We start from the raw sequence: 21,451 nt of genomic DNA, 5'->3' as shown, positions 1-21,451 counted from the left end.
TACTATGCAAGACAGAGAAATTCTTCAATTGTGGAAATCTTTGTTTCCACGAATATCAGAAACAAATAGCAAAATCAATGTAAAACTAAGGGGACAAGCTTACGCGATCAACAAACCCAAAACCGAGACAAAGACGACAACCAAGCGCTATCTAGGTTACGGGCGCTAGCGGAAAATCCGAGCATCACCTGCAATATCTTTATTACTAATTGGTAAAAACAAATTTTTAGGAGTATTGCTCAGAAAGTTTTGATAGAAATACGGCTGTAGTGGACTGGGTTTAAGAAGATACGGCGATCGCGTATCTATTGGAGGCGGCATATTCCCAATCGTCAGATCGCTTTTTACTAAATTTTGAGGAACCCCAGGCTCTTGATACCAAATAAAAGTTGGGGGAGTATCGCTTGAAAATATCAAATCCGCCTGAAGCAATTTCTTCCCTTGAGCAAACTTCAAATATTCGTCCTTCACAAAAATTTTAAAATAAATAAAATCAAAAACAATACCACCTCGAACGCCATACATATCAACGGGGCGATCTCTAGCGGTGGTGTCCGTCCTTCCAAATGCCCTTCCAAAATAGCAACAAACATTCGTCGGAAAAGTGGGGTTGGCGGCATCGCCTAAATTCCAAATAAAAACTCCTTGAGTGCTAGCATCTGTTTCGTCACTAGTCGTCAGTACTGCCGCCAACTTCAACTGATTTTCGCTATCAAAATATTTAACAACTCTGGTAATTGGTGATTGGGCAACATTATTATAATAGTAATTATAGTCGTCACTATATTCTAAAAACTCAACGCTTAAGTTATGAAAACTATCTTCCTCCAATAAAGAAGAGGCTGAATTAAAAACTAGCTTCCGAATAAAAGTACTGGCGATTAATCTTACGTAAATTGCCCCGATATTCCTCCCAAACCAGTATTGTATTTTTCTTTCTCGAACAATCATGGAATTGTAAGAAACGACAGGGGAAGTGTTAAGCACGGCAAACTCGACGAGATTTGTAAAAGAAGGTGATTCCGGAATTTTTTTAAAACGCCAAATTTTTACCGTAGACCTGCCTAACGGGTATTCACTTCCTAGATTGGCGAATCCAACGTAACCAGCGATCTCTTTTTTCTTGACATCTACCCTTCTATACTCTAGAACGCGAGTGGTGCTCCGGCTCTCTGTCCCCCGATCTTCCCCCCCCCGATCTTCCCCTAATAGATACCAATTCCCCTTGTCAGTTAATAACGCGATCGCATCTCCACTGACATCGGTCAAGCATTGCCCCTGAACCCGACCAATACCCATGCTAAAATATACGCGATCGCCTTTTTTTGCTTTGCCAACCTTCACGGGAACCATGCGCTTTGTAGCTTGCTTCCACGTGTTCCACAGTTGGGATTCAGAGATACCTCCAGCCATCAACCAATAATCCCCATAACGAACAATACAGCCGAAATTGCCACTTTTCTATGTGTGACGCAGGTAGCTCAGAAAAACTGGTCAGCGCGTATTTGAGATAGTCGCCGTGCTCTTTCTCGTCAATAGCAATCTGAGATGAAATCGCCCTCAATGTTTCCAGTTTAGATTGAGTTGAGAGCATTTCATAAAATTCTTTCGTTCTTAACTCCAAACAGTGCATAAAAGCCAGCCTGTCTGCCCAAGAAAAATCCGCAGGCTTGTGCCCTCCAAATAACAATCTTAAAGAAAAATAGCGCTGACTGATACCATCTAGAGCTTCGTATTCTCCCTCTATTCGTTCTCCGGGATAAGCAACAGAATCCCAAGATAGAGTAGCAACTTCTGCTTTTGAGTCTCTATTATTGCGAGTTTTTAGTATGTCTTGACCGTTGGAGCGCTTCAAGTGAAACCAATGCCCGGTTTGACCGTTAAGCGATATGCGATCGCAGCCGTCCACCAAAGAAGATAACATGCGTCCGTGCTTTTCTTCTTGCTTGGCGTGCTCGGCTAGCATTTTTGATAAATTATAATATCCTTCTTCGTGCGCCATTCGTGATAGCTTTTCGCAAAAAATAGCAACTCCAAATTCCAGTTTCGCAAGCAATCTTAGAAATCGCTCTTCTTTGCGATCGCCTATATAAATAATAAGTTTAATGAGCGTTCTCATAACTAGAAACTCATAAGGGTAAAAGTATTTCCTTCAACGGTAAAGCAGCAACCGTCAAAATTGTCGCCAAGGCTGGGATTTTTCGCAAAAAAACTTATCCATCGATATATTGAATCAATGATAACTGTTGCCTTGCCTCCTGCTTGAGACATTTCAGCAACGAATTCTCTTCCACTTAAATTCGTATTTGGCTCTTGCGACCATCGGTGCAATTGAATTGAATTCGCACCAGTACTAACTGTCATATCGAAACTAACTTGCACCGTGATTTCCAAATTTGGTTGTGGGGCATAGAATTTAAACGCTTTTCCAGTACCCGCGATAACACAGGTGCCGGAACAGACAATTTCACCACTGAACGAAGCCCCACCCGCACCTTCACCTGGAGAAAATCCAAAATTAAATATTGCTTGAGAACCACTCCCAGAATTTGTAACCGTTGGCGATGACCCTGAAGGTAACGCAGTCACAGATCCAACACTTATTGATGGAGGGCTAAAATCCCCGTTTATTTCGGCTATACAGGGCGGTGAAGCGTGAGAGATGCTAGTAACTTGATTCCCGTCATAAACAAAGGCATAACAAGCCTTGTAGGTGGCTGCGGGAAAATTGCCAGCAATCGAAGAAGCGATCGCCACCCCCCCCGGTGCAAATAGAGAAAAATCAGCCGCCGCCGATGGGAGTGAGGCGACGACTGAGCCACTGTTCCAATCATTAACAGTGAAAATCTGTGAGTTTCCTCCTACAACAACCCCAAACCCAGAGAACGAGCGGATTTCTCCGGTGTCTGTGCGCTGCACGTAAATTGTAGCCAATGGTGGATTAAATGTCCCTTTATTGCTTCCAGCTACAACGTCGGGGTAGTTATCGCGAATTGCAGACGGATAGTTGAGTGTAACTGACAACCCACCTGACGAAACGGCAAGCTCGTTGCTCCACTCACCCACCGTGCTTTCGCCAGCCGATGTACTCACGATCGCCCTCAAAGCCTCACTGGCACTGGGAGTATAAGCTGGACTGTCAACAAATACTGCGCCATTGCCGTTGATAACTATTTTTTGTCCTGCGGTCGCCGGATCGAGTCCGCCTACAGTGCGTCGCGGCTTTTCGGGAAAATCATAAGAGCCAACGATCGCACTTCCAGATAAAATATCCACCGATAGCCCGGTGTTGGGAACTACTCTATATCTGTCCCCGATCGCGTACACGGCACCCGTGGGGAACAACTTGCCTAGTGGGTTGAAATCACCCGATTGAGTGCGAATAGCTGGGATAACACCCAAAGTGCTACCCGGCGTGAGTTGGTTGTTCAGTTCCGCTTTGCTGAAAAAGGGTTTAACTACTAGTGCGATCGCTTCCCCGACTTGCAGGTCATCAGCAGTCACAAACACTGTTGTGATTTTTGGAGTCCACGAAAAGTAAGCGCCAGTGTTGGGGAAATTTCTGCCTTGAGCGTCAGTGGTGCGGATGGTTCCGTCAGCAGAAGCAAAACCGATGAATTTCACCATTACCACCCCGTTAAGTAGGTCGGGAGAGCGCTTCTCGTTGTAGCTTAACTCCACGCCAAATTCGTGACCTGCGGGTAGCACATCGGGTCCAGAGTTATAGAGCCAATATTGAGCTTCCCAAGCTGGTAGCACCTTGTTATTTCCCGCATCTTGACCGGGATAGGTGGGAGTGGGGATAATTGTCACTGGATTAATCGCACCAATAGGGCGATCGCTACCCACCCCTATTGCTGTGCCGGTGACATATGCACTTGCACCACCAATCCGTACCCATCGCCCAACATCCGCTTCTATTGCGTCTGTAGTAATCGGTAAAATTGAATCCGCTCTGTACTCAAACCATTTTGATTCGCTGGTGACCCACCTCACCTGCCCATCTAATCGATTAGCACCCACTGGAAAATCCGCCAGAGTGGCAATGGATGAAGCTAGAGCTAAATGTACATCTCTACTCAATTCAATCGTTGCTGGCAGTACTGTCTTCACTGATTGTGGTTCTATCCCCAACCCGTATTGATAGCCAGGGACTCTGGCAATCTGCACGTGTTGAGAGGCGTCTGCTGTGGTTCCAGCACTCAGCACAAAGTAATGTATATCCCAAGCGTCCTTGCGGACTGACTCAGGGATGGTGATAACGATTCTTTGATTGATGGAGTAGGCGATCGCCGCGCTCGCTGAAGGCTTGTTGAAACCCGCACGGTTTTGAAGTTGAAAGCTGAAATAGAGGGTTCCAGCAGACGACAAGTTGCCGCCACTCAAGACTTGAATTTGCCAGGGGGGACAGGTTTCGCCCACACCGGCGTATCGGGGAATAAGAGCCATTTATGGGATAAAAAACTGACTTATTGTAAATCAAAATGGAGTGTCGTCATCTAGAAAACTGAGATCGGCGTGAAATTCCCAACAATAAGCTTCCTGCGCGTGCCAAGGGATGCAACTGTAAAACTTGGGCTTGCACAAACGAATCTCCATTCGCCAAAATTCACTAGACCACTCATGATAACTGAAAGAAAACTTAATGGGGGGCTTGATACTGATCGCAAACAAATGCCAGTCAGATCTCTTAGTTGCCGACCATATCAAAAAGTGTACAAAGGTAAGTGATCGTTTAACTATTTGCCGCAAGTTCCCCACTGAATCTGTACTTGTACTCGCAGATTTCAAGGTTTACTCCTTTCTTGCCAGTCCGGACAAGGCATATATTTTACTCCCATCGGGTAAATAGCGCACAAGAATCCGTCAGGAGTGGAATACCCGGAAGCACACCGCAAGCAATCAGCAGTTTGTTGCTTGATTAGATTGCGTTTTTCAAAAATCTTGTCTCTATTGGCTTCAAAAATTGCCAAGTACTTTTCTCGCCTGTCCAACCAGTGAGCGTATTCAGTGGCATTTTCTGCTAGGAATGCCTCTACCCTCTGCCTAGAGTAAAGTTGAATTGGTGCGGCATTGCGCCAGTTACGATTCTCCAGTCTTCTATCTGGCTCACCTATTTTTTTAATCCATCCGTCTGATAGTAAATACTTTTGTTTTAGAGCCGACTTAGTAATCCAATTATCCTTGGGTTGCCATTGGCAATCATCGCGATGATAAAGAGATATCCACTTTCCCCACTCCTCATCTTCATCCCACACCCATGCCACTCCATCCGCTTTAATGTCATCACTAGGAGCTAAATTTATTTTTCTTAATTCACCTACTGTTTTTAGCTCTCTTCTATCATCCCATTGATAAATCGGTGGTAAATTGGGGTTATCCACTTCACAGTTCTTCTCATCATAAAGCCATATCCAACAGCAACTTTTTTGTGAATAGATACAAGCATCTGGCTTGGTTTTATCTTTGGGCTTGAGATTCTTCTTGTGAAGTTCGATCTTCGTTTTTAAACAGTCTGGATGATTCCAACCATATCGAGTGATGCCGGGACATTCAGTTTTTGGCTTGCTTTGCCACAGCCAATCGCAAACTTTGCATTTCCATCCCGATTCAGTTTTAATTAGGTCGTGAATTGCCATAAAGATCCGAATTGGTGATTAAGAGCAACGTGCGTTAATAGTAACTCAAAAGCCATCCTCAGATTTCCTTTGAGAAGTGCGAGGAGGAAGCCCCTGCATTAATCCCTGACAAAGTGGACAGCCTTGTTAACAACTTTTCCATCTGCATTAGGGATTGTATGACCTATGAAGGCTGTCCACTTTGTCTGACTTTTTCGTAACCCACTCAAACTCCCAAAACCATTTGTTGTCTTGCTTTATCGCGGTAAGGGTTTTTACACTCACACCTGGTTGGTAGGGAGCGATGACGGGAATAGATCGCGATCGCTCCTCGTCCCATCCCGTAAAGGTGCGCCATTGAATCCCTGTTTCATGAATAGTGCCTAATGAATGCTTAAAAGTGGGTGCCAGTGGCGGTGCCTCAATCACTGCTATCCACGCTGGTGGTTGCTCTAGAAATTCTTCAAGTTCCTTACTCATTATCATCTTTATCTGTGAGTCGATGAATCCTGGGGAGATGGACGTAAAATTTTTGAGTTTTATGTCCAAGCCTAATTTTGTCAGGCTTTTTGAAATTCGTGATTTTTATTTCCAATCATTTTTCCCACTTTATACCAATTTGAAATGGTGGAAATAACTTTTGTTGAACATCGACTGTCTCCTCAATCTCTGGGTGTGCCGCCATGTACTTTATGCGCATAGTTAACGGATGGAGTTTACCGAATTCTCCTCAGTCTCCAGATCGCCCGAAGGTAAGCTCACTCCCGGCTGAAGCACGGGAGCATTCGCTCTCTTGCCCAGAACGGTCGTTTTCAGCAGCCCTAAGAAACTAGCGGTTGAATTCCTGTTCAGGTCTCGCAACACTAGCCCTTGAACCTCGAGGCTGGCTTACATTCAAGATATCCCCATGGACATCTAGTCTTGTTTCTACAACCGAGTTCCCCCGGACAGCCCCATTAACCACGGTTTGCGTATCAATCTCCGACACTTGCCTACTACGAGACCTTTTCTGCGTGGTTTCCACAGTGCCTTTCGCATTTCAGCATATAATCATTGTAGTTTATTTCTACTACGATGGCAAGAATTAATGTATTCAATTTGAGGCTGTCAGATGAAGAGTTCGTGAAGCTCAAGTGCTATGCAGAGTCAAAGCAAATATCTCCGGCTGAGGTGTTGCGAGACTATATTAAGCGGCTGCCAAAAACTAAGAATGACAGCGAATAAATTCGCACGGGTCGCGTTTCCTCCCCGATATAAATAACCTATGAGACTCAATTCATTTAATTTCTTGAGTCTCATATTTCGGGGCTTCCACGCTCCCGCGATTTTTAGGTGAGATGAACTCGCGCCGCCTAGGTGCAGGGCGATCCTCAGAATTTTCTCAGAATTTTCTCAGAATTTACTACCTCCTCTAACAAGGCTATCTGCGGAAATTCCGCAGATAGAACTTTCTGCTACCACCTCATTACCCCAAGCATTCCAAGTCGGGCGGATGGCACGGGCAAACAGTTCAATCCGTGGAGGCTTTGCAGTTGCCTCCCAAATCCAAACTTAATTGACCTTGCGGCGCATCTTTTGGGACGATCGCGATCGTTTGTTCCTGGCAACCCTTGATCCACACAAACCAAGCGCAGGTGCAGTTATCAACCCGTCCATCCCCAGTGAAGGAGATTCGGGGGAGAACAATCAGATAATTCGGAGGGCGCTTGGCAAGGAAGTTTGCTCGTCCGTTGCACGGCTCTAGAAATGACAATCGCAGCAGGAAAGTACAGCCGATTTGAGCGCGATCGTAAGCTTTTATCAAAATTTCAGCAGCGTGGGTGAATGGTGGGTTGGTGACTACCCAGTCAAGAGGGGTTTCTTTGCTCCAGTAGTCCCAAAATGCGTCCTTTGTTGCGTCTCTAGGAGCTTCGTTATCCCAAGTAAGATCGCTGCTAAATACAAGGCGATCGACGCTACTATCTAATCGTTTGCTGATATCCATTTGCCCCGCACAGGGTTCGAGAATAACTCCGATAATAGGAACTCGCTTTATAAGTTCTTGCGTTGCCCATGCGGGGGTAGGGTAAAAATCATTAAGTCTTCTTGTCATCACCGTATCCTCACCACTTGAAGTGCTTTATCGAAATCTGCCATCGCCCGTGGATGAACGCCGCTCCTCAGTACCTTGTAAGCTACATCCATCGACTTGGGAGGCAATGCGGAAAACACTGCCAAGTATGTTTTCATTGCTGCCCGCTCTCCATCTCTTCTTCCCAGCGCATATCAGAAGGAATATCAGAGCCGTCAGGGCTGTCACAATAAACAAACAAAACACAAGGTTGACCCTTAGCCCATGTAATGGCTTCTTTCTGCAGCCAGGGAACTCCAGACAACAGCATTTTTCTCATGTCGTCAAACTTTTCTCGTTGAGGCTTGGCAGTTTTCCTAAGCTTCTTCATGTCCTTTCTAGCTGCAAGTTCTGCTGAAATGCGTTGAAGGTTAATCGATCGCTGTTCGTCGGACAATCCTTCAACGACTATTTCGGTAGATGGTAGAGCAAAGTAGTTAGTCCCGGCGCTTTTATAGGAGATCCAGTTCTCTCCTGGAGATCTTTCCTCATCGCACCCCGCAAATTCTTTGAGCTTTACAGCCGTGGGCATGAACGCACAGGAAGTGATCGCTTTTAAAACACCTGCCTCTAGCTGTTCCTCGTTCAAACCTTTCAAGCACTCGTAGTAAGCAATTTTGGCAATCTTGCTCAACTCTTTGCCGTAATGCTCTTCTAACGCCGCTATTCCCTGTAAAAAAGCTTCATGATTTAGCATTGTTCTTGACCTCTTCGTGATTCTTCCTGATACTTACGCATTCTTTCTTCTGCCCTTTGTTCCAGCCACGACTTGGGCTTGTTGTACTCGGTTACAGCTTGCTCGTATTTCTGCTGTGCCATGGGTACCCCTACGAGATCGGGACAACTTCTCCCCAAGTCCATAGAGGGGGCATTCCCAAGGACGCGATCGCGATAGGCGCTGTCTGTCTTCATCGCGTTGTGATGTTTGGTGAAACAATCCCCAACATGGCTTTGCAAGGGACTGGTAAACCTGAACAAAGTGAATTTCTCTTTGCGGTAAAACTCTTCTGTTGCCTCGCGGATATAAATGACTGCTTCAGCAAACTCTTGCGCGGTATAGCTTTTAGAAAGCTCAAGCAGATGTGCTCTCAGTTTTGAATCCATCTTGAAAGCCTCACCACAAGCCGATGGACGCTCCTGATTCCAAACTTGCAGGTAAATTCCCAATTTTTCGTCAGGCACATAGGCTGCCATGAACCGTTGGTCAAATTTTGCAACTGCTGACGGCGCGGCGGAAATTTTGTCCGCTCCAGAATTTTGTGGTTGGGCAGGGCAAACCGTTATTAAACTTTCCGTGGGATTGTCCGAGTTAACCTTGTCACAACTGCGAGCTTCAGGTTGGGAAAGTTCCGGCTCAACCGTGATAGTTTTAATTTCGAGCGCGGGCGCTTCTTCTCTCTCTGATGTAGTCTCTGTTGTATTTTCTGTATATATAGTAGAACTTCCCCTTGGGCAGTTACAGAACTGCCCAAAGGGAAGTTCTGTAACTGCCCTTTGGGAGTTTACTGTAACTTCCCCTTGGGCAGTTACAGTAGATGCCTTATGGTCAGTTACAGAAGCCTTTTTTCTTTCCTTTGGTGGTTTTGCTGCAATCACCTTTTCAATAATTTCATCAACTTTTTGATGATTGCGAAAATACCAAGTCAAGCCCTTTTGCTTGTCATGATAACTACAGTAAAATCTCTCTTCCCCTGAGCTATCGATGAACTTGTTGTCAGCTTTCAAAAACTCACTTTTAGATGCGTAACGAACACCGATGAAGTCGAAAGCTGTGCGAAATTCCTTTTCACTAAATCCCAATTCTTCAATCCAGCTATCTTCTTCTCTATAGTCTGGATGATTGGGCGATGGAGCAAGAAATTTAAAAAAACCATCAGGGTATTTGTGAAACCAGTAGTCAAGTTGCTGCATTAAAATAACAGATGTCACACTTCCCGTATATTCTCTTAGAGATTTGTGGTAAGGAATACCTTCTCTTAAAATGGCTAGAAAACTATATTTCATTTTCTTTGCCCCCCAATGTTCTTGTTATCGCTTCAACTTCTTCTGGGAAGAGATCGAACCATTCGCCAACAGTTCTTTTGTCGTCATAAATAGAGTGAAGAGTAAATTCTGTATTTCTGGCGTCTGTGGCATTACAAAAATCCTTGAAGGCAACAACTTCCAAGTGAGAGCCGCAAGCATTCGCTATTCCTTGTGCTCTTTTACGTGGGTTTTTGGCTACCCCTATTTTGTAGATTCCATCTCTCGTTCGTCTTAGAAAGTAAACGAACTCCCCGCGTGCCCATTTAGAAATTTCTGGTAAATCCTGATAGAGAGTATTGTTTTTTGTAGCTTTAAACTCGCGACAATGCGAGTATTTTTCTTGATGAGTTTGAGGACTCATCCAAGAGCCGAGAGAGCGAGAACCAACACTGATTCTTATTGCAGCCTGATTCTCAAGTAAAAAGTTTTTTGCTGATTTTCTGGATTGAGAGCCACATCCTAAATTCATCCCAATCTCTTCAATTTGCGTCCCTGAGAGAATTACTCCATCATTCAGTAGTTTAGTAATTTCTTGAATTAGCAAAAGCGTCGCGGGGGCTAATCTCTCGATTGACACGGGTTTTTTCTGCTTGTAATTATTGTTGTCTTCAGATATATTCATATTAATGACTCCTTCAGTAGGTGTTAATTCATCGATAGCTAGCTCTCTTGCTAGTTTGTTAGGCACAGTTAATCCCTTGATTAATGTGTTCTTGAAAAAAAACTTTGAAACGCAAATATTGCTTTGCTTTTGCCCGCCCATCGCCCGATGAGAGCGGGCATTTAATTGCTTGTAGTTGCATATAACACCTCCATGAGTCTTTGAATTTGAGATAAAGCCTGAGATAACTCCATTCCCGGAACTAAATCGCTAAACAATAGGATTTGACCGCTATGTGATTTGTAGCGAGCAAAGAAACCACATTCCCGGTCAATGACCTCAACATAGTTTCCCCTCTCGTCGTATCCCCAAAAAATACCGCAACGGTTATGTTTTCGCTCTTGAATAATCTTCCACTTGAGATGAGGGAGTCGGCGAAAACAAACCAATAGATTGTGGTAGTTAATGTTATTCTTCATCGTCATCTTGAGTTGTGTGCAACTGAAGCTGTACGTATTTTTCTTGCTTGAGTACTAGCGCTCCTTTCTTCTGTAGTTGTGCTAGGAGCAAATCAAAATCGTTATAGCCAATTCTCCATTCTTTGCAAAATGCTTCTTTGTCAATAGAAGCAATAGATTTTTGCCCGTAATCGCACATAATGGCAAAATAAAAGTATTGTAATTTACTCAATACCTTTAGCTCAAATAATCTCACTAATTCTTCAGAGTCAATAACTAACTCTTTTCTTTGGGGAATGTCAGCTATGAGTTTAAGTTGCATCTGTTTCTCCTACGGTTTCAATCGATCTGGTTTGCGACTTGACTTTAAGAGTCGCGATCGCTTCATCCAATTCTTCACCATTCATTTCATCGGTCATAGAATCAAAAACAGCCCATCGCTGAGCAGGCGATAAGTTTTTCTTGGTGCTGATAACTCCTAAGCAAATCTCGTTTAAGTTACGCTCAATCGCTGTTGGTCTAAGTTCTTCTTCTGCCGAATCTGAAGTCTTTGCTGCTTCAGATTCAGGTGAAATCCCATCGCTCGCTCCTACCTTTTCTGTCTCGTTCTCAACCACAGTTTTCCTACCAATATTAGAAGTGTCAACAATGTAGGATTTGCCGTTTCTTTGAGCTTTTCTTCCATTGTTAACTTTTGTATCTGAGGAATTCCTCAGATAAGCCCCTTTATTTGCGTCTGGGGAATTCCTCAGTTTAGCGACTGTCTTGTTATCAACCTTGCATCTACGGGCTATCTCTCTGTCACTCCACTGACCCCATTCTGAATCATTAATCAACATCAGTACCGCACGTCGTTTGTCATCCCTGGAGCGTGCCAAAGCGCATAAGTGCTCGGCATTCGCGCCACAACTGAACAACACAGCATCGCGTCTAGTCCCTTGGCGAACAACACAGTTAATGTCCAACTTTTCAAGGTTGTGATGGGCTTGCCATCTGTGGAAGCCATCCGCTAGCCAATAGTCAGCGCCGTCGTAGAACACGACCACTGGTTCAATTTCCCCTCCAGTCTCAATAATTTGCTGTTCGAGTAACCTGACATGATGAAGATTGATTGCCGCACGGGGTTGTGTTCCTCCATCCCTGCGGATTTCAGACAATTCAATCCGCAGGGATTCGGGGTGCGGTTCTAGTTTTTCGACTTGATGGCGGAGAGCTTCATTTACATATGGATCGAATAGCGCTCTTGTTTCCTCATCTGATCGCAATGCACAAGGTTCTATTGGTGTCATAGCGCGATCTCCTCATTGCCTTCATTGAGAAGAGCAGCTATAGCATTGGGGTGATTTTGCACCAGAGCTTTTAGCAGCCTGTCAACTTGGGAGTTGGAAAGGTTTGCTGCGGTTGCGATAATGAAATCGACGGCTTGCTCTGTTTTTGTTTCCGATTTGGGCAGATCGCGCTGTTCTTGCACGTAGCAAGCTCGAATCGTTTCTCTGTCACTACCAGTATCGACAAGGTATAGATCGGGATTGGGACGACTAATTAAAGTCACAGTTTGACCGCGCAGCTTGTCATCAGGGCAGTTATCAGAAATGAATGCAGTCCTGGGGAAAACTTCTAGTTGAGGTTTCTGGGGTTTCGTGGCAGCGATCGTAGGCGTTGCCTGTTCTGCCTTTGGTGGTTCTGGGTCATCAGTTGTGGTTGTGCTAGTACTGGTAGTGACAGTTATTGTTTGTTCCGCTTTTGGGGATTCGGAGTTGGCGGGTGCAGATTTACCGATGTTGGTGGTTTGTTGAGTGTAAGTCGTACCTCCCCTCTGCACTGTCTTGCTCATCTGCGGAAAATCCGCAGATAGCTCTGCGCGTAAATTCCGCACCGTTTTTTCGTCTACTCCAGCACGTCTGGCAATTTCTCGGTTGCCCCATTTAGTCCACTCTTCATCTTTTAGCAAGGTTTGTACTGCCCGTTTTTTGTCGGCGTTGGTCCGTCGCAGTCCGTGGGTTGCGTTTGCTCCGACTGAATACAAAATCGCATCGCGGCGAGTCCCCTGGCGGATATCTGCTAGTACGTGATCGCTGCCCACAATCTCCTCAGCCTCAACCCGATGGAATCCATCGCCCAACCAGTAGCTTTGACCGTCGTAAAACACCACCACTGGAGGAAGTTCCGCACCGTCTCTTCTAGCTTGAGCGTACTCTTCAGCTATAGCGCGATCGACTGCCACTCTCGGTTGAGTTCCACCATCGCGGCGGATTGCGGAAATTAGTAAGTGGTCTTTCCCGTTCTCGTTGATGACATCTGGCGCGTTGCTCGCATTCTCAATTGTTTTGATCTCAAGCGGATTTACGCAACCTTGTTGCCAGCCCTCTGAATCGGAACGCTTGGGACGAGTTCCTTCGCGAACTACGAGCAGTGAAGATTGCCGTCTTTCGAGTACCACGTAGGTGTCAGCGTCTTCAATCGTTTCTAAAGTTCGATTGTGCCAAATCGGTACGCCTGCTTGAGTTTTTTCTATCTCGTACCAAATACCGTAGTTGTCTTGAATTTTAGCGAGTGGCTTTAGTTCAGATGTGGGAACCCAGCGAGAAATAGCAGGGGTGTCAATTAAAACTCCAATTAAAATTTCAGCGCGATCGCCATCCAATGCCAAGATTTCGCAAACTACAGAATTGAATTCAACCCACTCTCCTACAGCTAGTGGCTCGCGATCGTCATTCCCCAAGCAACCTGTTGAGGTAGAGGATTCGCTTAAATCCGAGCAGGGCGACTCCTGGGACAACTGCGTTACCGATGCATTCAAGTTGCTCGTATCGTTTCGATTGACTTTTTCTTGGGATGCCACAGAGAGTTGGGGCTGGGTTGTTTGCCCACCATCCGCCAAGTTGATATTCAGATACCCACTGGGGAATCCCATCATCCATAACGGCACTTCGGGATTGAGTACTTCCTCCGGTTTGATGTGAGGGTCTAGGGTCGTCCGCAGTATCTGCCCGCTTTTGCTCTTGCGTCTCTCCCTGCCACCATGCCCCCAGGTTATCGGTGTTGGTAAGAGCCGCAATCTCTTGTCTAATTTGGCTTGCCCAGGTCTCCTTCCCTTGGAGTCTGGGTTGTAGCTCATTGGGGTAGGCAACAATAAGTATTCTCTTTCGGAGGTGGGGTGCTCCAATGTGGGCTGCTCCCACAGTTTGCCATTCTCCCACATACCCGATGGCGGCAAGATCGCTGACGACCCGTCCAAGTCCTCGATGTCGCAAATTGGCAACGTTTTCGATGAGAGCAAATTTTGGTTGAGAATCTTTGATGATTCTGTGTCCTTCTTTCCATAGTCCGGAGCGATCGCCGTCGAGTCCTTTTCCTTTGTGGTTGGCTCCTGAGATGTCTTGACAGGGGAATCCGCAGCTGATAATGTCCCATCCTTTTTCGATTGGGTTGATGACTCTGATGTCTTTCCAGAGCACGCACTCTGGGAAATGGTGAGCGAAGACTGAGCGCTGGAATGGCTTGATTTCGACTGCATGGGTTGTTTTGATGCCACAGGCACGTGCGGCAAGACTGAATCCGCCGATTCCGGCAAAGAGGTCGAGGTGGGTAAGCATTGTGTTAAGTCCTGACTTGTTTCGGTGTCTGAATCGATTTCAATTTTTTCAACTTCGTGCGCTTCAACTCTAAGGAGCAAGTCAGCATTATTTAGCTTGACCCACAACTGCGGATTTAGCGAAACATCCTCATACATTGGACCGGGCATGATGTGGTCGATACAACCTTCACTGCCTTTGTGCTTGCCAATCAGAATTTTAACCGTGTCATCCTCACACAAGTTGTACTTGTTTTGAGCGATTTCAATAAATTTTTGCTTGAGTAAGTCTACTTTGCTGCGGGTGACGGGAATTAGCTCGATGTCAATTCGGAGAAGGTCTTTTGGATCGTCGTAGGTCGTCGTTGTCCCAGTGGTGTTCCAATCGATAGCGATCGCACCTTGAATTTGCACGACTCGTCCCGTACTTCCGGTGACCCCGCTTTGCACTTTATCTCCCACTGCCAGCAGGTAATTGCGGTGATATTTACCCGATTCGCTGTAGATCCAAAGGTTTTTTTCTAGAGTTATTCTGACCGATTCCGGGATTTGAGTGCAAGCGATTTCCTCCGTTGCCAACACCTTTGTAATTTCCCCGAAAGTTCCAAAATGCTCGTTGAGAATAAGTACTTGTTGTCCTACTACGAGTGGAGGTGGGCATTCTTCTGCGTCGATCGCCCACATCACGAGCGAGTCCATTGGTTCTGGATACGCACCGAAATTCACCCAAGCCTGGGGAGTTGCCGTCTCTTGAATGCCAAGATAGACTCCGTAACCCTTTTTGCTAGACCAAAGGATATCGCCTTCTTTCCAGTCAGCGAAACGACGGCTTCGCATCCCCTCAGGCGTCAAATGAATGACTGGGGGCGCAGGTTTGACTTCTTCTACCTTGGGTTCTTCCGGTGACTGCAACGATTTTATGTGCGCTTCCGCCTCAATGCGGAACTGGCGAGAGACTTCGTTTTTGGCGCTCGCCGAAGTTTGAGTTTCCCACTCATCCCCTGTCGGTGAGAAAATGGTAAAAATTATACCAGCTTCACCCATGGCGAAACTTCCCTTGTACCCTTTGTATTCTTCGGCAAAGGGTTGGAACTGCCGTCTTTGTTCGAGCCAAGATATTTTTTGGCTAATTCTTGCTTTCCGCATCGCTTTGTGATCCTTACTCAGTCCGCGTTTGCGACTGATGGCTTTGAGCGAGCAATCTAGTTCTACTAGGTTGTGGCAATTGAGTAGTGCAGCCTCAAAAATTTCCTCGCTGGCTTCAAGAGCGGAATTTAAGTCCGGAATGGTAGTATTTGTTGGTGAATCTTGAATTGCAACCATATTATTCTGTTGGTAAGTGGTTGTTAGCACCAACGTTCACCAAGAGCACTGAATCTTAGCAATTTTTCACATTGTCTTGGTTTATAATCGATTGGTGCGTGCGGTTCACGTGCATACATTGAGAATGGCTGCAACAAGCCTTGTCACTTTTGAAAAGTGATGGGTATCACTTTAGATGAAAACTTTTGCACCAACTCAATGGAATCGAAGGGAGACGCTACGGGGTGTCCTTGCCAAGACGAGTAGCGATCTCCAATAAGTGTTAAGGTGCCTCGCTGGTTGAATTAAGATAATTCAACCAGCGAGGCACTTTTTACTGTGAAATTACGGAAATTTGCCTTTTGGGAATAAGATTTTCATAATTTTTTAATCCTGCCTCGCGATACGCGAGGTATTTTGTTGGTCAATTTTCGCCTTTCGGGAGATTCTGAAAGGCGCGATTCGCAATTGGATAGGTGGAATTGAAATTCCGACTCCACCACGCGATACTCAATACCGCAGCGCAATAAGCCACTTCTCCTCAATCGCCTGAGTTGGTCGGCACTGTTGAGTCCCAGCAATCGCCATGCTGGGTCGGTGTTGTACCATTGGCGGGATTGGTTGGTTGATGGCTTCGTTTCATTTAGCTGCTCGACCAAGGCTTCCGCTAGAATGTCCGGCGGTATGGAGAGGGCTAGTTGCTTGAGGGCAGATCTGCTATCGCTTTCCATGCAGTAGAATTGATGGCGTATATTGTTTTGTGAAGCGTTCGCTCATCTTGGCGGACGCTTTATTCTTGTGGTCGTTTTTCGGCTTCATCAAGGTAGCGCGAGATTGCCGCCTCAAGAACCCTGTGCTTGTACAACCCGTGTTCGTGGGCATAAGCTTTCATTCGCTCTATTAGCTTTTCGTCTATGTAGATCCTAGTTTGTTTTCTTGTAACGCTTAGTTTTGTGCTCGTTGGAGACATCATATTAGGATTGCCGTGAATGACAATTACAGTCAGCCATGACTATAGCATGATTGCATTTACTAATGACAAGTAGATCGGCATGATTAAATTTGTTAGTCGTGACAATTGCGATAATGGATGCCGAATCACGCGCAAGGTTGGTGGAAGCTATTAAGCACGCCAGGGGAAACAGAAGTCAAAGGAAGTTCGCTAGCGACTTGGGCGTGAGTTACGCTACAGTCCAATCGTGGGAACGCGGCACGGTTATCCCCGACTTGGAAAACCTAGAGGCAGTTGCAACTGCTAGGGGTCAGTCTTTGGAGCAGCTACTAGCACAGGTTCGCGCCGTCGGTTCGGAGGAAGTCCACAAGCCGAAGAAGGCGGAAGATTTGTTGTTGACCATTCGCCAATTATCCAGAGAGGAAGTTGTGCGCTTGATTAAGCTGCTTATTGACGAGATTTAGTGTCGGTGTCTTCGGAGGCTGCTTCCAAAGATTTAATCACCTCATCAAAACGCTCTCGATCTTTCTCAAACAGCCATTCTACAAAGGATTCAAAAATTTCCTTTTCTGAAAAGCCAACTTCAAGTGCAAACCCCTCAAGACTTTGGATGCATTTAGTCAGCGCGTGCTTTTTGTCACCAAGTTGACTGTCCATGTGTACGGTAATGTAGTAGTTAATCTCTGGCAAGCGAAAATTAATATCGTTTGCACAAATTAAAATTAAAGTTACAAAGCATACACATATACTGGCACTCTATCAAAGGATAGATGTCTATTTCCCGTGCGCTGTCGCTCTAGTTTACAATTGCGCGTATTGTAAGATACATGGAGTTAGGTAGTGTTAGGGGTATAGAGTTATAGGCGATCGCGTTATGAGCTTATGCAGTTGCTATTGAGTGCGGAGGAAGTTTAAAAAATCTTGTAGCTCCTCCTCTGTTAACAAATGTCGCGATCTTTTGCCGTAGGTTTTGATTAAGTGCTGTCTGCCGCGATCGGTAGTCCAGCCCAAGCGACTTAGTTCAATATCGGTTTCGCCAATGAGGTTGGGTTTCATAATTCAAACAAGTTAAGTTGATTTTGACTTTGCCGTTCCATCTCGCCATCAAATTGGGACTCCAAATAATTAAGATATTGTTGCAGTTCTTCCAAATTGAGAAACGCTCTGGATGCTTTGCTAAAGCACTTTTTGACATAATTCATTTCATCGTTAATATTCCATCCAATGGCTTTTTTTAGGGTTTCGATTTGCGCTACGAGCTCCACTCGTTTTTGGATTTCTGTTTGACTATCTTTTCTGGTCATGACTCATCCTTATCGTTCCCAGGCTGAGGCTGGGAAATTGATTTGTTTGTGTTTATTGTGTACTAAGGTCGCGATCGCTGTATGCCATCCCCTTATACAAGAAACTTGTGTTCCGTGTTGTTCATCGTTCTAAGGCATTTACATAAGCTTCAAGGATTGCGATCGCACAAAGCGAATGATATCCGGTGTGTCTGAGTTGACCTTCTCCGTGTTTGGTCATCGTTACCAGCCACAACCCCTTCTCGTTTTGCAGTGATAATTCCCAACCGCGATCGCCGCAATTTTGTATGAGAACTGGTACGAGGTGCGCCAATTGAATTGGCGTGGGATTGGTGTTAATACCCCTCCAATGCTTTCCGTTTTGTTCGTATTCGGTGGAGGAAACGATGAATTTGTTACCCCATTTACCATCAATGTCAGTTTTTGCCTTGCACTCGTCAGGTGCGAGTTGCGACCACAGGTTGAATAGTTCAAGGTTAGTCATGCGGTTTCCGTTCGTATAAGTGACCGTATCTCAAAAGTAAACCTACAACGTTTTCTGCAAAAGGGTTATTTCCTCCGTTTTGTCGCAAAAACGAGGGTGCGGAATTTCCGCACCCTCGTTCTGAACTTTTGACAAGATGCGATCGCTCAACTTGGCTCAAGATAGATCGTTAAGCGCTTTGCTTTACTTCTGCAGTGACTCGGTTTTGCTCCACCCACTGCTTGTAAGCTTGTTCATCACCACCAAACGAGTCAAGGGATACTTGACGTTCTGGCATTGGCTTAAGTGGTGCATTAATGGGTGAGTACTTACAATGACAAATGACTATGATGTCAAATTCACCCATAGGAACGTCGGGGGTGTAAGTTTCCACTTTTGTCACTTCCCAGTCGCTATGGCGATAATGGGTTTTGCCTTGTGGATATTGAGGGTCAACGAACTGCTCTACTCGAATAAATTCTGGGGGTCTATAACCCGGTTCGGGTAACGGTTTGTCCGAACAGTCGTAATGCTCAGCCAAGTTTTTGGTCAAAGACCCCGTGTGAGCATACTTTCGTTCTTGCCAACCCGGTTGGCGCTTTTCGGCACGAAAAACAATCCATCTACGCATCATCATCTTCCTCATTGTCGTAATAAGATTTGGGAAATTCAGTTTTTCCATCAAACACGCAGTCAATTGGTAGAGTGCGATCGCCCGTTTCCTCCACGTCAACTAGCCGCCAGCCGTATTTTTGAGCCATTTCTTCACAACAGTCTTCGTCTGCTACTGCATGGCGCGATTTGTCCTCTTTTTCGTCATATCTTGGTTTTGGCATAATTTGTGCTTTTGGGTCATAAGTTTTGCGATCGCTGGTTTTCTTTAATTGTGCAGCGATTCGGTGGGTGCAAGTGAGCACGGTCGCTCCGCGCTCAATCCATCAATCGCGATCGCCGAATCTTCACTTAGTTTTCAGTATTTGTGCTGCGCCAAAAAACTTAAAAGGGGCAATAGAAATGAATTGGCGTCTATCTTCTATCACCCCAGAATATGTTTAATCTTAAATCCTCCTTTGCTGCTTTGTCTGCTGTGGTAATTGCGGTTGTTGGTTTTGGTTCAACAGCGTCCGCTCAATCTCAAAGATACGTAAACGTTGGGTATGACAGGGACGGAGAACCTTTCTTGCTGGATACCCAAGCCATGAATAGACCGGTGCTTGGTTTTGGTAGAGTCCTTAAAGTCAACCAAATTAAAGATGGGTTGATGATTCAATTATTAATTCAACCCTCGTGTGCTGACGAAAAGCTTTGGCTCGTTGGATCTAGGGGTTACAACGAAAACGGCGTCAAAGTTGCGGAAAACAAAAAGCGAGAAGAAGTTGCGCTGAAAGTGGGTACTCCTTTTACTGAAGCCATGCGGTATTACTGTCGCTCCGTTGGTGCTAGGGGTTGGTAAGCGTTTCAATCCTCAATCCCGTGGTTTCAATCCTCAATCCCGTGAACCACGGGATTGTCACAGTGATCGAAGGCGGAAGCCCACGAAATTGAGTTTTAAAGCTTGGCGGAAAAACTCAATTGTCCTTCAGGCGTGGGAGGAAGCCGTAAGCACTTTTAAGTGCAGTCTAACTTTTTCAGAATGCATACGAGTAACCATCCTTTTTATGAATGTGTTTACAATATTTGTGACTAATACCAGCGACTCTTCCAGTGTCAGTAGTAATATCAAAACTACCCGTTGCACGACACAGAACACGTCCAATATGCTCTCCTACTTTTTTACCTTTGGTGACAACTGCTTTAACGATGTCTCCAGTTTGAAATCCAAAATGGATTTGTTTTCTACTACGATGACGAATTGGAAATCCATGTTTATCTGTACCACACATCTGTCTTGTTCCATGACCGTTTGCAGTAATTAGTAATGGCTTAACTCCTTTGATGATTAATTTTTCTGGGGTTGATTTACCAACACAAGCTGCATCTATCCAATGAGTCTTTTCTAACTCTTGATTAGTTCTGTTAAACTTTGTTAGCCCTCCTGAACCTGTTTCTACTGGTAGATTGGTTGCTTTTAAGACTTCTAACAGTTTGAATCTTGTTGAATTAACTACTGCAGTATCAGCTAACGGTCTTTTAGCTTGAGCTAGAATTTCCTTCAATTTAGTAGGTTCTTTTTTGAGAAAATCTTTGATGTCTTTAGTCCCCTTCTTTTTGTTACATTTCTCACAACTCAAAGCTAAATTGGTAATTGAGTTAGAACCTCCTTTAGCCCGACAATAGATATGCTCAATCTGTAAAGGAACATCTTTTTTACCACAATAAGCACATTGTCTATTCCACTTCTCAAGTAAATACTCTCTAGTCTCATATCCAGCTAAAGTTCCTTGTTGATATTCTTTACCCTGAATATCTGGATTTCTCATTAATTGAGTGTCAAACTTAACCAACTCTTGAGAGATATCCGAAATAGGAGCTAATTTTTTTAACCTCTCAACCCATGTGTTAATGTTATGAACTCTACTCATCAAACTTGGCGCTATCCAAGTTCTTCGTTGTTTGGGAACAGGTTTTTTATTCCCCTTTCTAGACCATTCGTGTTTTGGAGGTTGTCTATACCGAGTTTTGCGATTTCTTCTACCTCTACGGAGTTGTCTTCTTGAAATGAGGGATTTTTTAATAGCAAAACCTCTGTGTTGTAGTTCGGCTGCAAATACAACTTCTCCTGTTGTATCGTTAACTAAAGCTAATCCAGTCGTTTGAGCACCAGGGTCTATTTTTAATCTCAAAGGTTGAACTGGTTTTTCTTCTTCCGTTTTGAAAGTCACTTTCAGAATGATGGTAAAAGGAAATTTTCTAAAAACGGCGGCTTTTCCGTTTTTCAAAAGTTGTCTAGCCTGTGCGGGATGAATTGGATTTAGTGGTTTTTTCTCTGAATTTAAAACAAATACTTTGCTCATAAGAGCCTCCTTACGGGTAAAGTTAGCTTTGACTTTGTTTACATCCGGTACTATCCAAGTAACACTGACTTTAAACCATTATGTCTGTTT

27 protein-coding genes are annotated in these 21,451 nt (G+C 44.9%); 3 read left to right on the top strand and 24 right to left on the bottom strand.

Features of this window, described 5'->3' with window-relative positions:
- The first annotated feature begins 4 nt into the window (after positions 1-4).
- Positions 5-169 (top strand): hypothetical protein, encoded by a 165-nt coding sequence (locus WA1_RS57060; protein WP_017742024.1) that lies wholly within the window; start codon positions 5-7, stop codon positions 167-169.
- Here the strand turns inward: WA1_RS57060 and WA1_RS18795 are convergent.
- The 17 genes from WA1_RS18795 to WA1_RS18730 all read right to left on the bottom strand — a co-directional run bounded on the left by WA1_RS18795 (position 166) and on the right by WA1_RS18730 (position 16,419).
- Complete coding sequence (locus WA1_RS18795; RefSeq protein ID WP_017742025.1) at positions 166-1,413, bottom strand: hypothetical protein; 1,248 nt, start codon at positions 1,411-1,413, stop codon at positions 166-168. The two genes, WA1_RS57060 and WA1_RS18795, sit on opposite strands and share 4 nt — an antisense overlap.
- Entirely contained in the window at positions 1,394-2,119 is a 726-nt protein-coding gene (locus WA1_RS18790; RefSeq protein WP_017742026.1) for a hypothetical protein, read from the bottom strand. Before WA1_RS18790 ends, WA1_RS18795 begins: the two co-directional genes overlap by 20 nt.
- 2 nt (positions 2,120-2,121) lie before the next feature.
- Positions 2,122-4,449 carry a hypothetical protein gene (locus WA1_RS18785; protein ID WP_017742027.1) on the bottom strand — a complete coding sequence of 776 codons (2,328 nt, stop codon included), beginning with the start codon at positions 4,447-4,449 and terminating at the stop codon, positions 2,122-2,124.
- A gap of 338 nt (positions 4,450-4,787) precedes the next feature.
- Positions 4,788-5,639 carry a hypothetical protein gene (locus WA1_RS18780; protein WP_017742029.1) on the bottom strand — a complete coding sequence of 284 codons (852 nt, stop codon included), beginning with the start codon at positions 5,637-5,639 and terminating at the stop codon, positions 4,788-4,790.
- Positions 5,640-5,786: 147 nt separating this feature from the next.
- Positions 5,787-6,098: a hypothetical protein gene (locus WA1_RS18775; RefSeq protein ID WP_148662716.1), complete on the bottom strand. Its 312-nt coding sequence runs from the start codon at positions 6,096-6,098 to the stop codon at positions 5,787-5,789.
- A 1,030-nt stretch (positions 6,099-7,128) separates the two neighbouring features.
- Positions 7,129-7,710: a hypothetical protein gene (locus WA1_RS18770; protein WP_017742032.1), complete on the bottom strand. Its 582-nt coding sequence runs from the start codon at positions 7,708-7,710 to the stop codon at positions 7,129-7,131.
- Positions 7,710-7,847: a hypothetical protein gene (locus WA1_RS57055; RefSeq protein ID WP_017742033.1), complete on the bottom strand. Its 138-nt coding sequence runs from the start codon at positions 7,845-7,847 to the stop codon at positions 7,710-7,712. The genes WA1_RS18770 and WA1_RS57055 overlap by 1 nt, the downstream gene beginning before the upstream one ends.
- Complete coding sequence (locus WA1_RS18765; protein WP_017742034.1) at positions 7,844-8,425, bottom strand: hypothetical protein; 582 nt, start codon at positions 8,423-8,425, stop codon at positions 7,844-7,846. The genes WA1_RS57055 and WA1_RS18765 overlap by 4 nt, the downstream gene beginning before the upstream one ends.
- Positions 8,419-9,732 (bottom strand): hypothetical protein, encoded by a 1,314-nt coding sequence (locus WA1_RS18760; protein WP_017742035.1) that lies wholly within the window; start codon positions 9,730-9,732, stop codon positions 8,419-8,421. The genes WA1_RS18765 and WA1_RS18760 overlap by 7 nt, the downstream gene beginning before the upstream one ends.
- On the bottom strand, positions 9,722-10,441 hold the full coding sequence (locus tag WA1_RS18755) for a GIY-YIG nuclease family protein (protein WP_158516655.1): 720 nt from the start codon (positions 10,439-10,441) through the stop codon (positions 9,722-9,724). The genes WA1_RS18760 and WA1_RS18755 overlap by 11 nt, the downstream gene beginning before the upstream one ends.
- 95 nt (positions 10,442-10,536) lie before the next feature.
- A complete protein-coding gene (locus WA1_RS18750) occupies positions 10,537-10,833 on the bottom strand; it encodes a hypothetical protein (protein WP_017742037.1) in 297 nt (98 codons plus the stop codon).
- The gene (locus WA1_RS18745) at positions 10,823-11,134 is read right to left on the bottom strand and encodes a hypothetical protein (protein ID WP_017742038.1); all 312 of its coding nucleotides are present in this window, start codon (positions 11,132-11,134) and stop codon (positions 10,823-10,825) included. The genes WA1_RS18750 and WA1_RS18745 overlap by 11 nt, the downstream gene beginning before the upstream one ends.
- Positions 11,124-12,101, bottom strand: a complete 978-nt coding sequence (locus WA1_RS18740) for a ParB/RepB/Spo0J family partition protein (RefSeq protein WP_017742039.1) — start codon at positions 12,099-12,101, stop codon at positions 11,124-11,126. Before WA1_RS18740 ends, WA1_RS18745 begins: the two co-directional genes overlap by 11 nt.
- Positions 12,098-13,591 (bottom strand): hypothetical protein, encoded by a 1,494-nt coding sequence (locus WA1_RS61730; protein WP_201789103.1) that lies wholly within the window; start codon positions 13,589-13,591, stop codon positions 12,098-12,100. Before WA1_RS61730 ends, WA1_RS18740 begins: the two co-directional genes overlap by 4 nt.
- The gene (locus tag WA1_RS61725; protein WP_017742041.1) at positions 13,524-14,408 is read right to left on the bottom strand and encodes a DNA cytosine methyltransferase; all 885 of its coding nucleotides are present in this window, start codon (positions 14,406-14,408) and stop codon (positions 13,524-13,526) included. Before WA1_RS61725 ends, WA1_RS61730 begins: the two co-directional genes overlap by 68 nt.
- Positions 14,409-14,873: 465 nt before the next feature.
- Positions 14,874-15,116, bottom strand: a complete 243-nt coding sequence (locus WA1_RS61720; protein ID WP_148662714.1) for a hypothetical protein — start codon at positions 15,114-15,116, stop codon at positions 14,874-14,876.
- 949 nt (positions 15,117-16,065) lie between these two features.
- Positions 16,066-16,419 carry a hypothetical protein gene (locus WA1_RS18730; RefSeq protein WP_017742042.1) on the bottom strand — a complete coding sequence of 118 codons (354 nt, stop codon included), beginning with the start codon at positions 16,417-16,419 and terminating at the stop codon, positions 16,066-16,068.
- Between the two features lie 340 nt (positions 16,420-16,759).
- Here WA1_RS18730 and WA1_RS18720 point away from each other — a divergent pair, with 340 nt between their 5' ends.
- Complete coding sequence (locus tag WA1_RS18720) at positions 16,760-17,104, top strand: helix-turn-helix domain-containing protein (protein WP_158516654.1); 345 nt, start codon at positions 16,760-16,762, stop codon at positions 17,102-17,104.
- On the opposite strand, the gene WA1_RS18715 is transcribed toward WA1_RS18720, so the two are convergent.
- The 6 genes from WA1_RS18715 to WA1_RS18695 all read right to left on the bottom strand — a co-directional run bounded on the left by WA1_RS18715 (position 17,088) and on the right by WA1_RS18695 (position 19,324).
- Positions 17,088-17,297 (bottom strand): hypothetical protein, encoded by a 210-nt coding sequence (locus WA1_RS18715; protein WP_017742045.1) that lies wholly within the window; start codon positions 17,295-17,297, stop codon positions 17,088-17,090. The genes WA1_RS18720 and WA1_RS18715 overlap by 17 nt on opposite strands.
- A 234-nt stretch (positions 17,298-17,531) precedes the next feature.
- Entirely contained in the window at positions 17,532-17,696 is a 165-nt protein-coding gene (locus tag WA1_RS57050; protein ID WP_017742046.1) for a hypothetical protein, read from the bottom strand.
- Positions 17,693-17,944 carry a hypothetical protein gene (locus WA1_RS18710; protein WP_017742047.1) on the bottom strand — a complete coding sequence of 84 codons (252 nt, stop codon included), beginning with the start codon at positions 17,942-17,944 and terminating at the stop codon, positions 17,693-17,695. Before WA1_RS18710 ends, WA1_RS57050 begins: the two co-directional genes overlap by 4 nt.
- Positions 17,945-18,065: 121 nt before the next feature.
- Entirely contained in the window at positions 18,066-18,428 is a 363-nt protein-coding gene (locus WA1_RS18705) for a hypothetical protein (protein ID WP_017742048.1), read from the bottom strand.
- Between the two features lie 169 nt (positions 18,429-18,597).
- Positions 18,598-19,044, bottom strand: coding sequence for a hypothetical protein (locus WA1_RS18700; RefSeq protein ID WP_272819171.1), 447 nt, complete (start codon positions 19,042-19,044; stop codon positions 18,598-18,600).
- A complete protein-coding gene (locus WA1_RS18695; protein WP_017742050.1) occupies positions 19,031-19,324 on the bottom strand; it encodes a hypothetical protein in 294 nt (97 codons plus the stop codon). Before WA1_RS18695 ends, WA1_RS18700 begins: the two co-directional genes overlap by 14 nt.
- Before the next feature lie 131 nt (positions 19,325-19,455).
- Between WA1_RS18695 and WA1_RS18690 the strand changes: the two genes are divergently transcribed.
- A complete protein-coding gene (locus WA1_RS18690; RefSeq protein WP_017742051.1) occupies positions 19,456-19,860 on the top strand; it encodes a hypothetical protein in 405 nt (134 codons plus the stop codon).
- Between the two features lie 175 nt (positions 19,861-20,035).
- Here the strand turns inward: WA1_RS18690 and iscB are convergent, their stop codons facing one another.
- Positions 20,036-21,361, bottom strand: a complete 1,326-nt coding sequence (gene iscB, locus WA1_RS18685; protein ID WP_017742052.1) for an RNA-guided endonuclease IscB — start codon at positions 21,359-21,361, stop codon at positions 20,036-20,038.
- Positions 21,362-21,451 lie beyond the last annotated feature (90 nt).

Source organism: Scytonema hofmannii PCC 7110 (assembly GCF_000346485.2).
Classification (GTDB): domain Bacteria; phylum Cyanobacteriota; class Cyanobacteriia; order Cyanobacteriales; family Nostocaceae; genus Scytonema; species Scytonema hofmannii.
The sequence above is the reverse complement of the archived record's forward strand: the minus strand, read 5'-3'. Positions and strand labels throughout refer to the sequence as shown.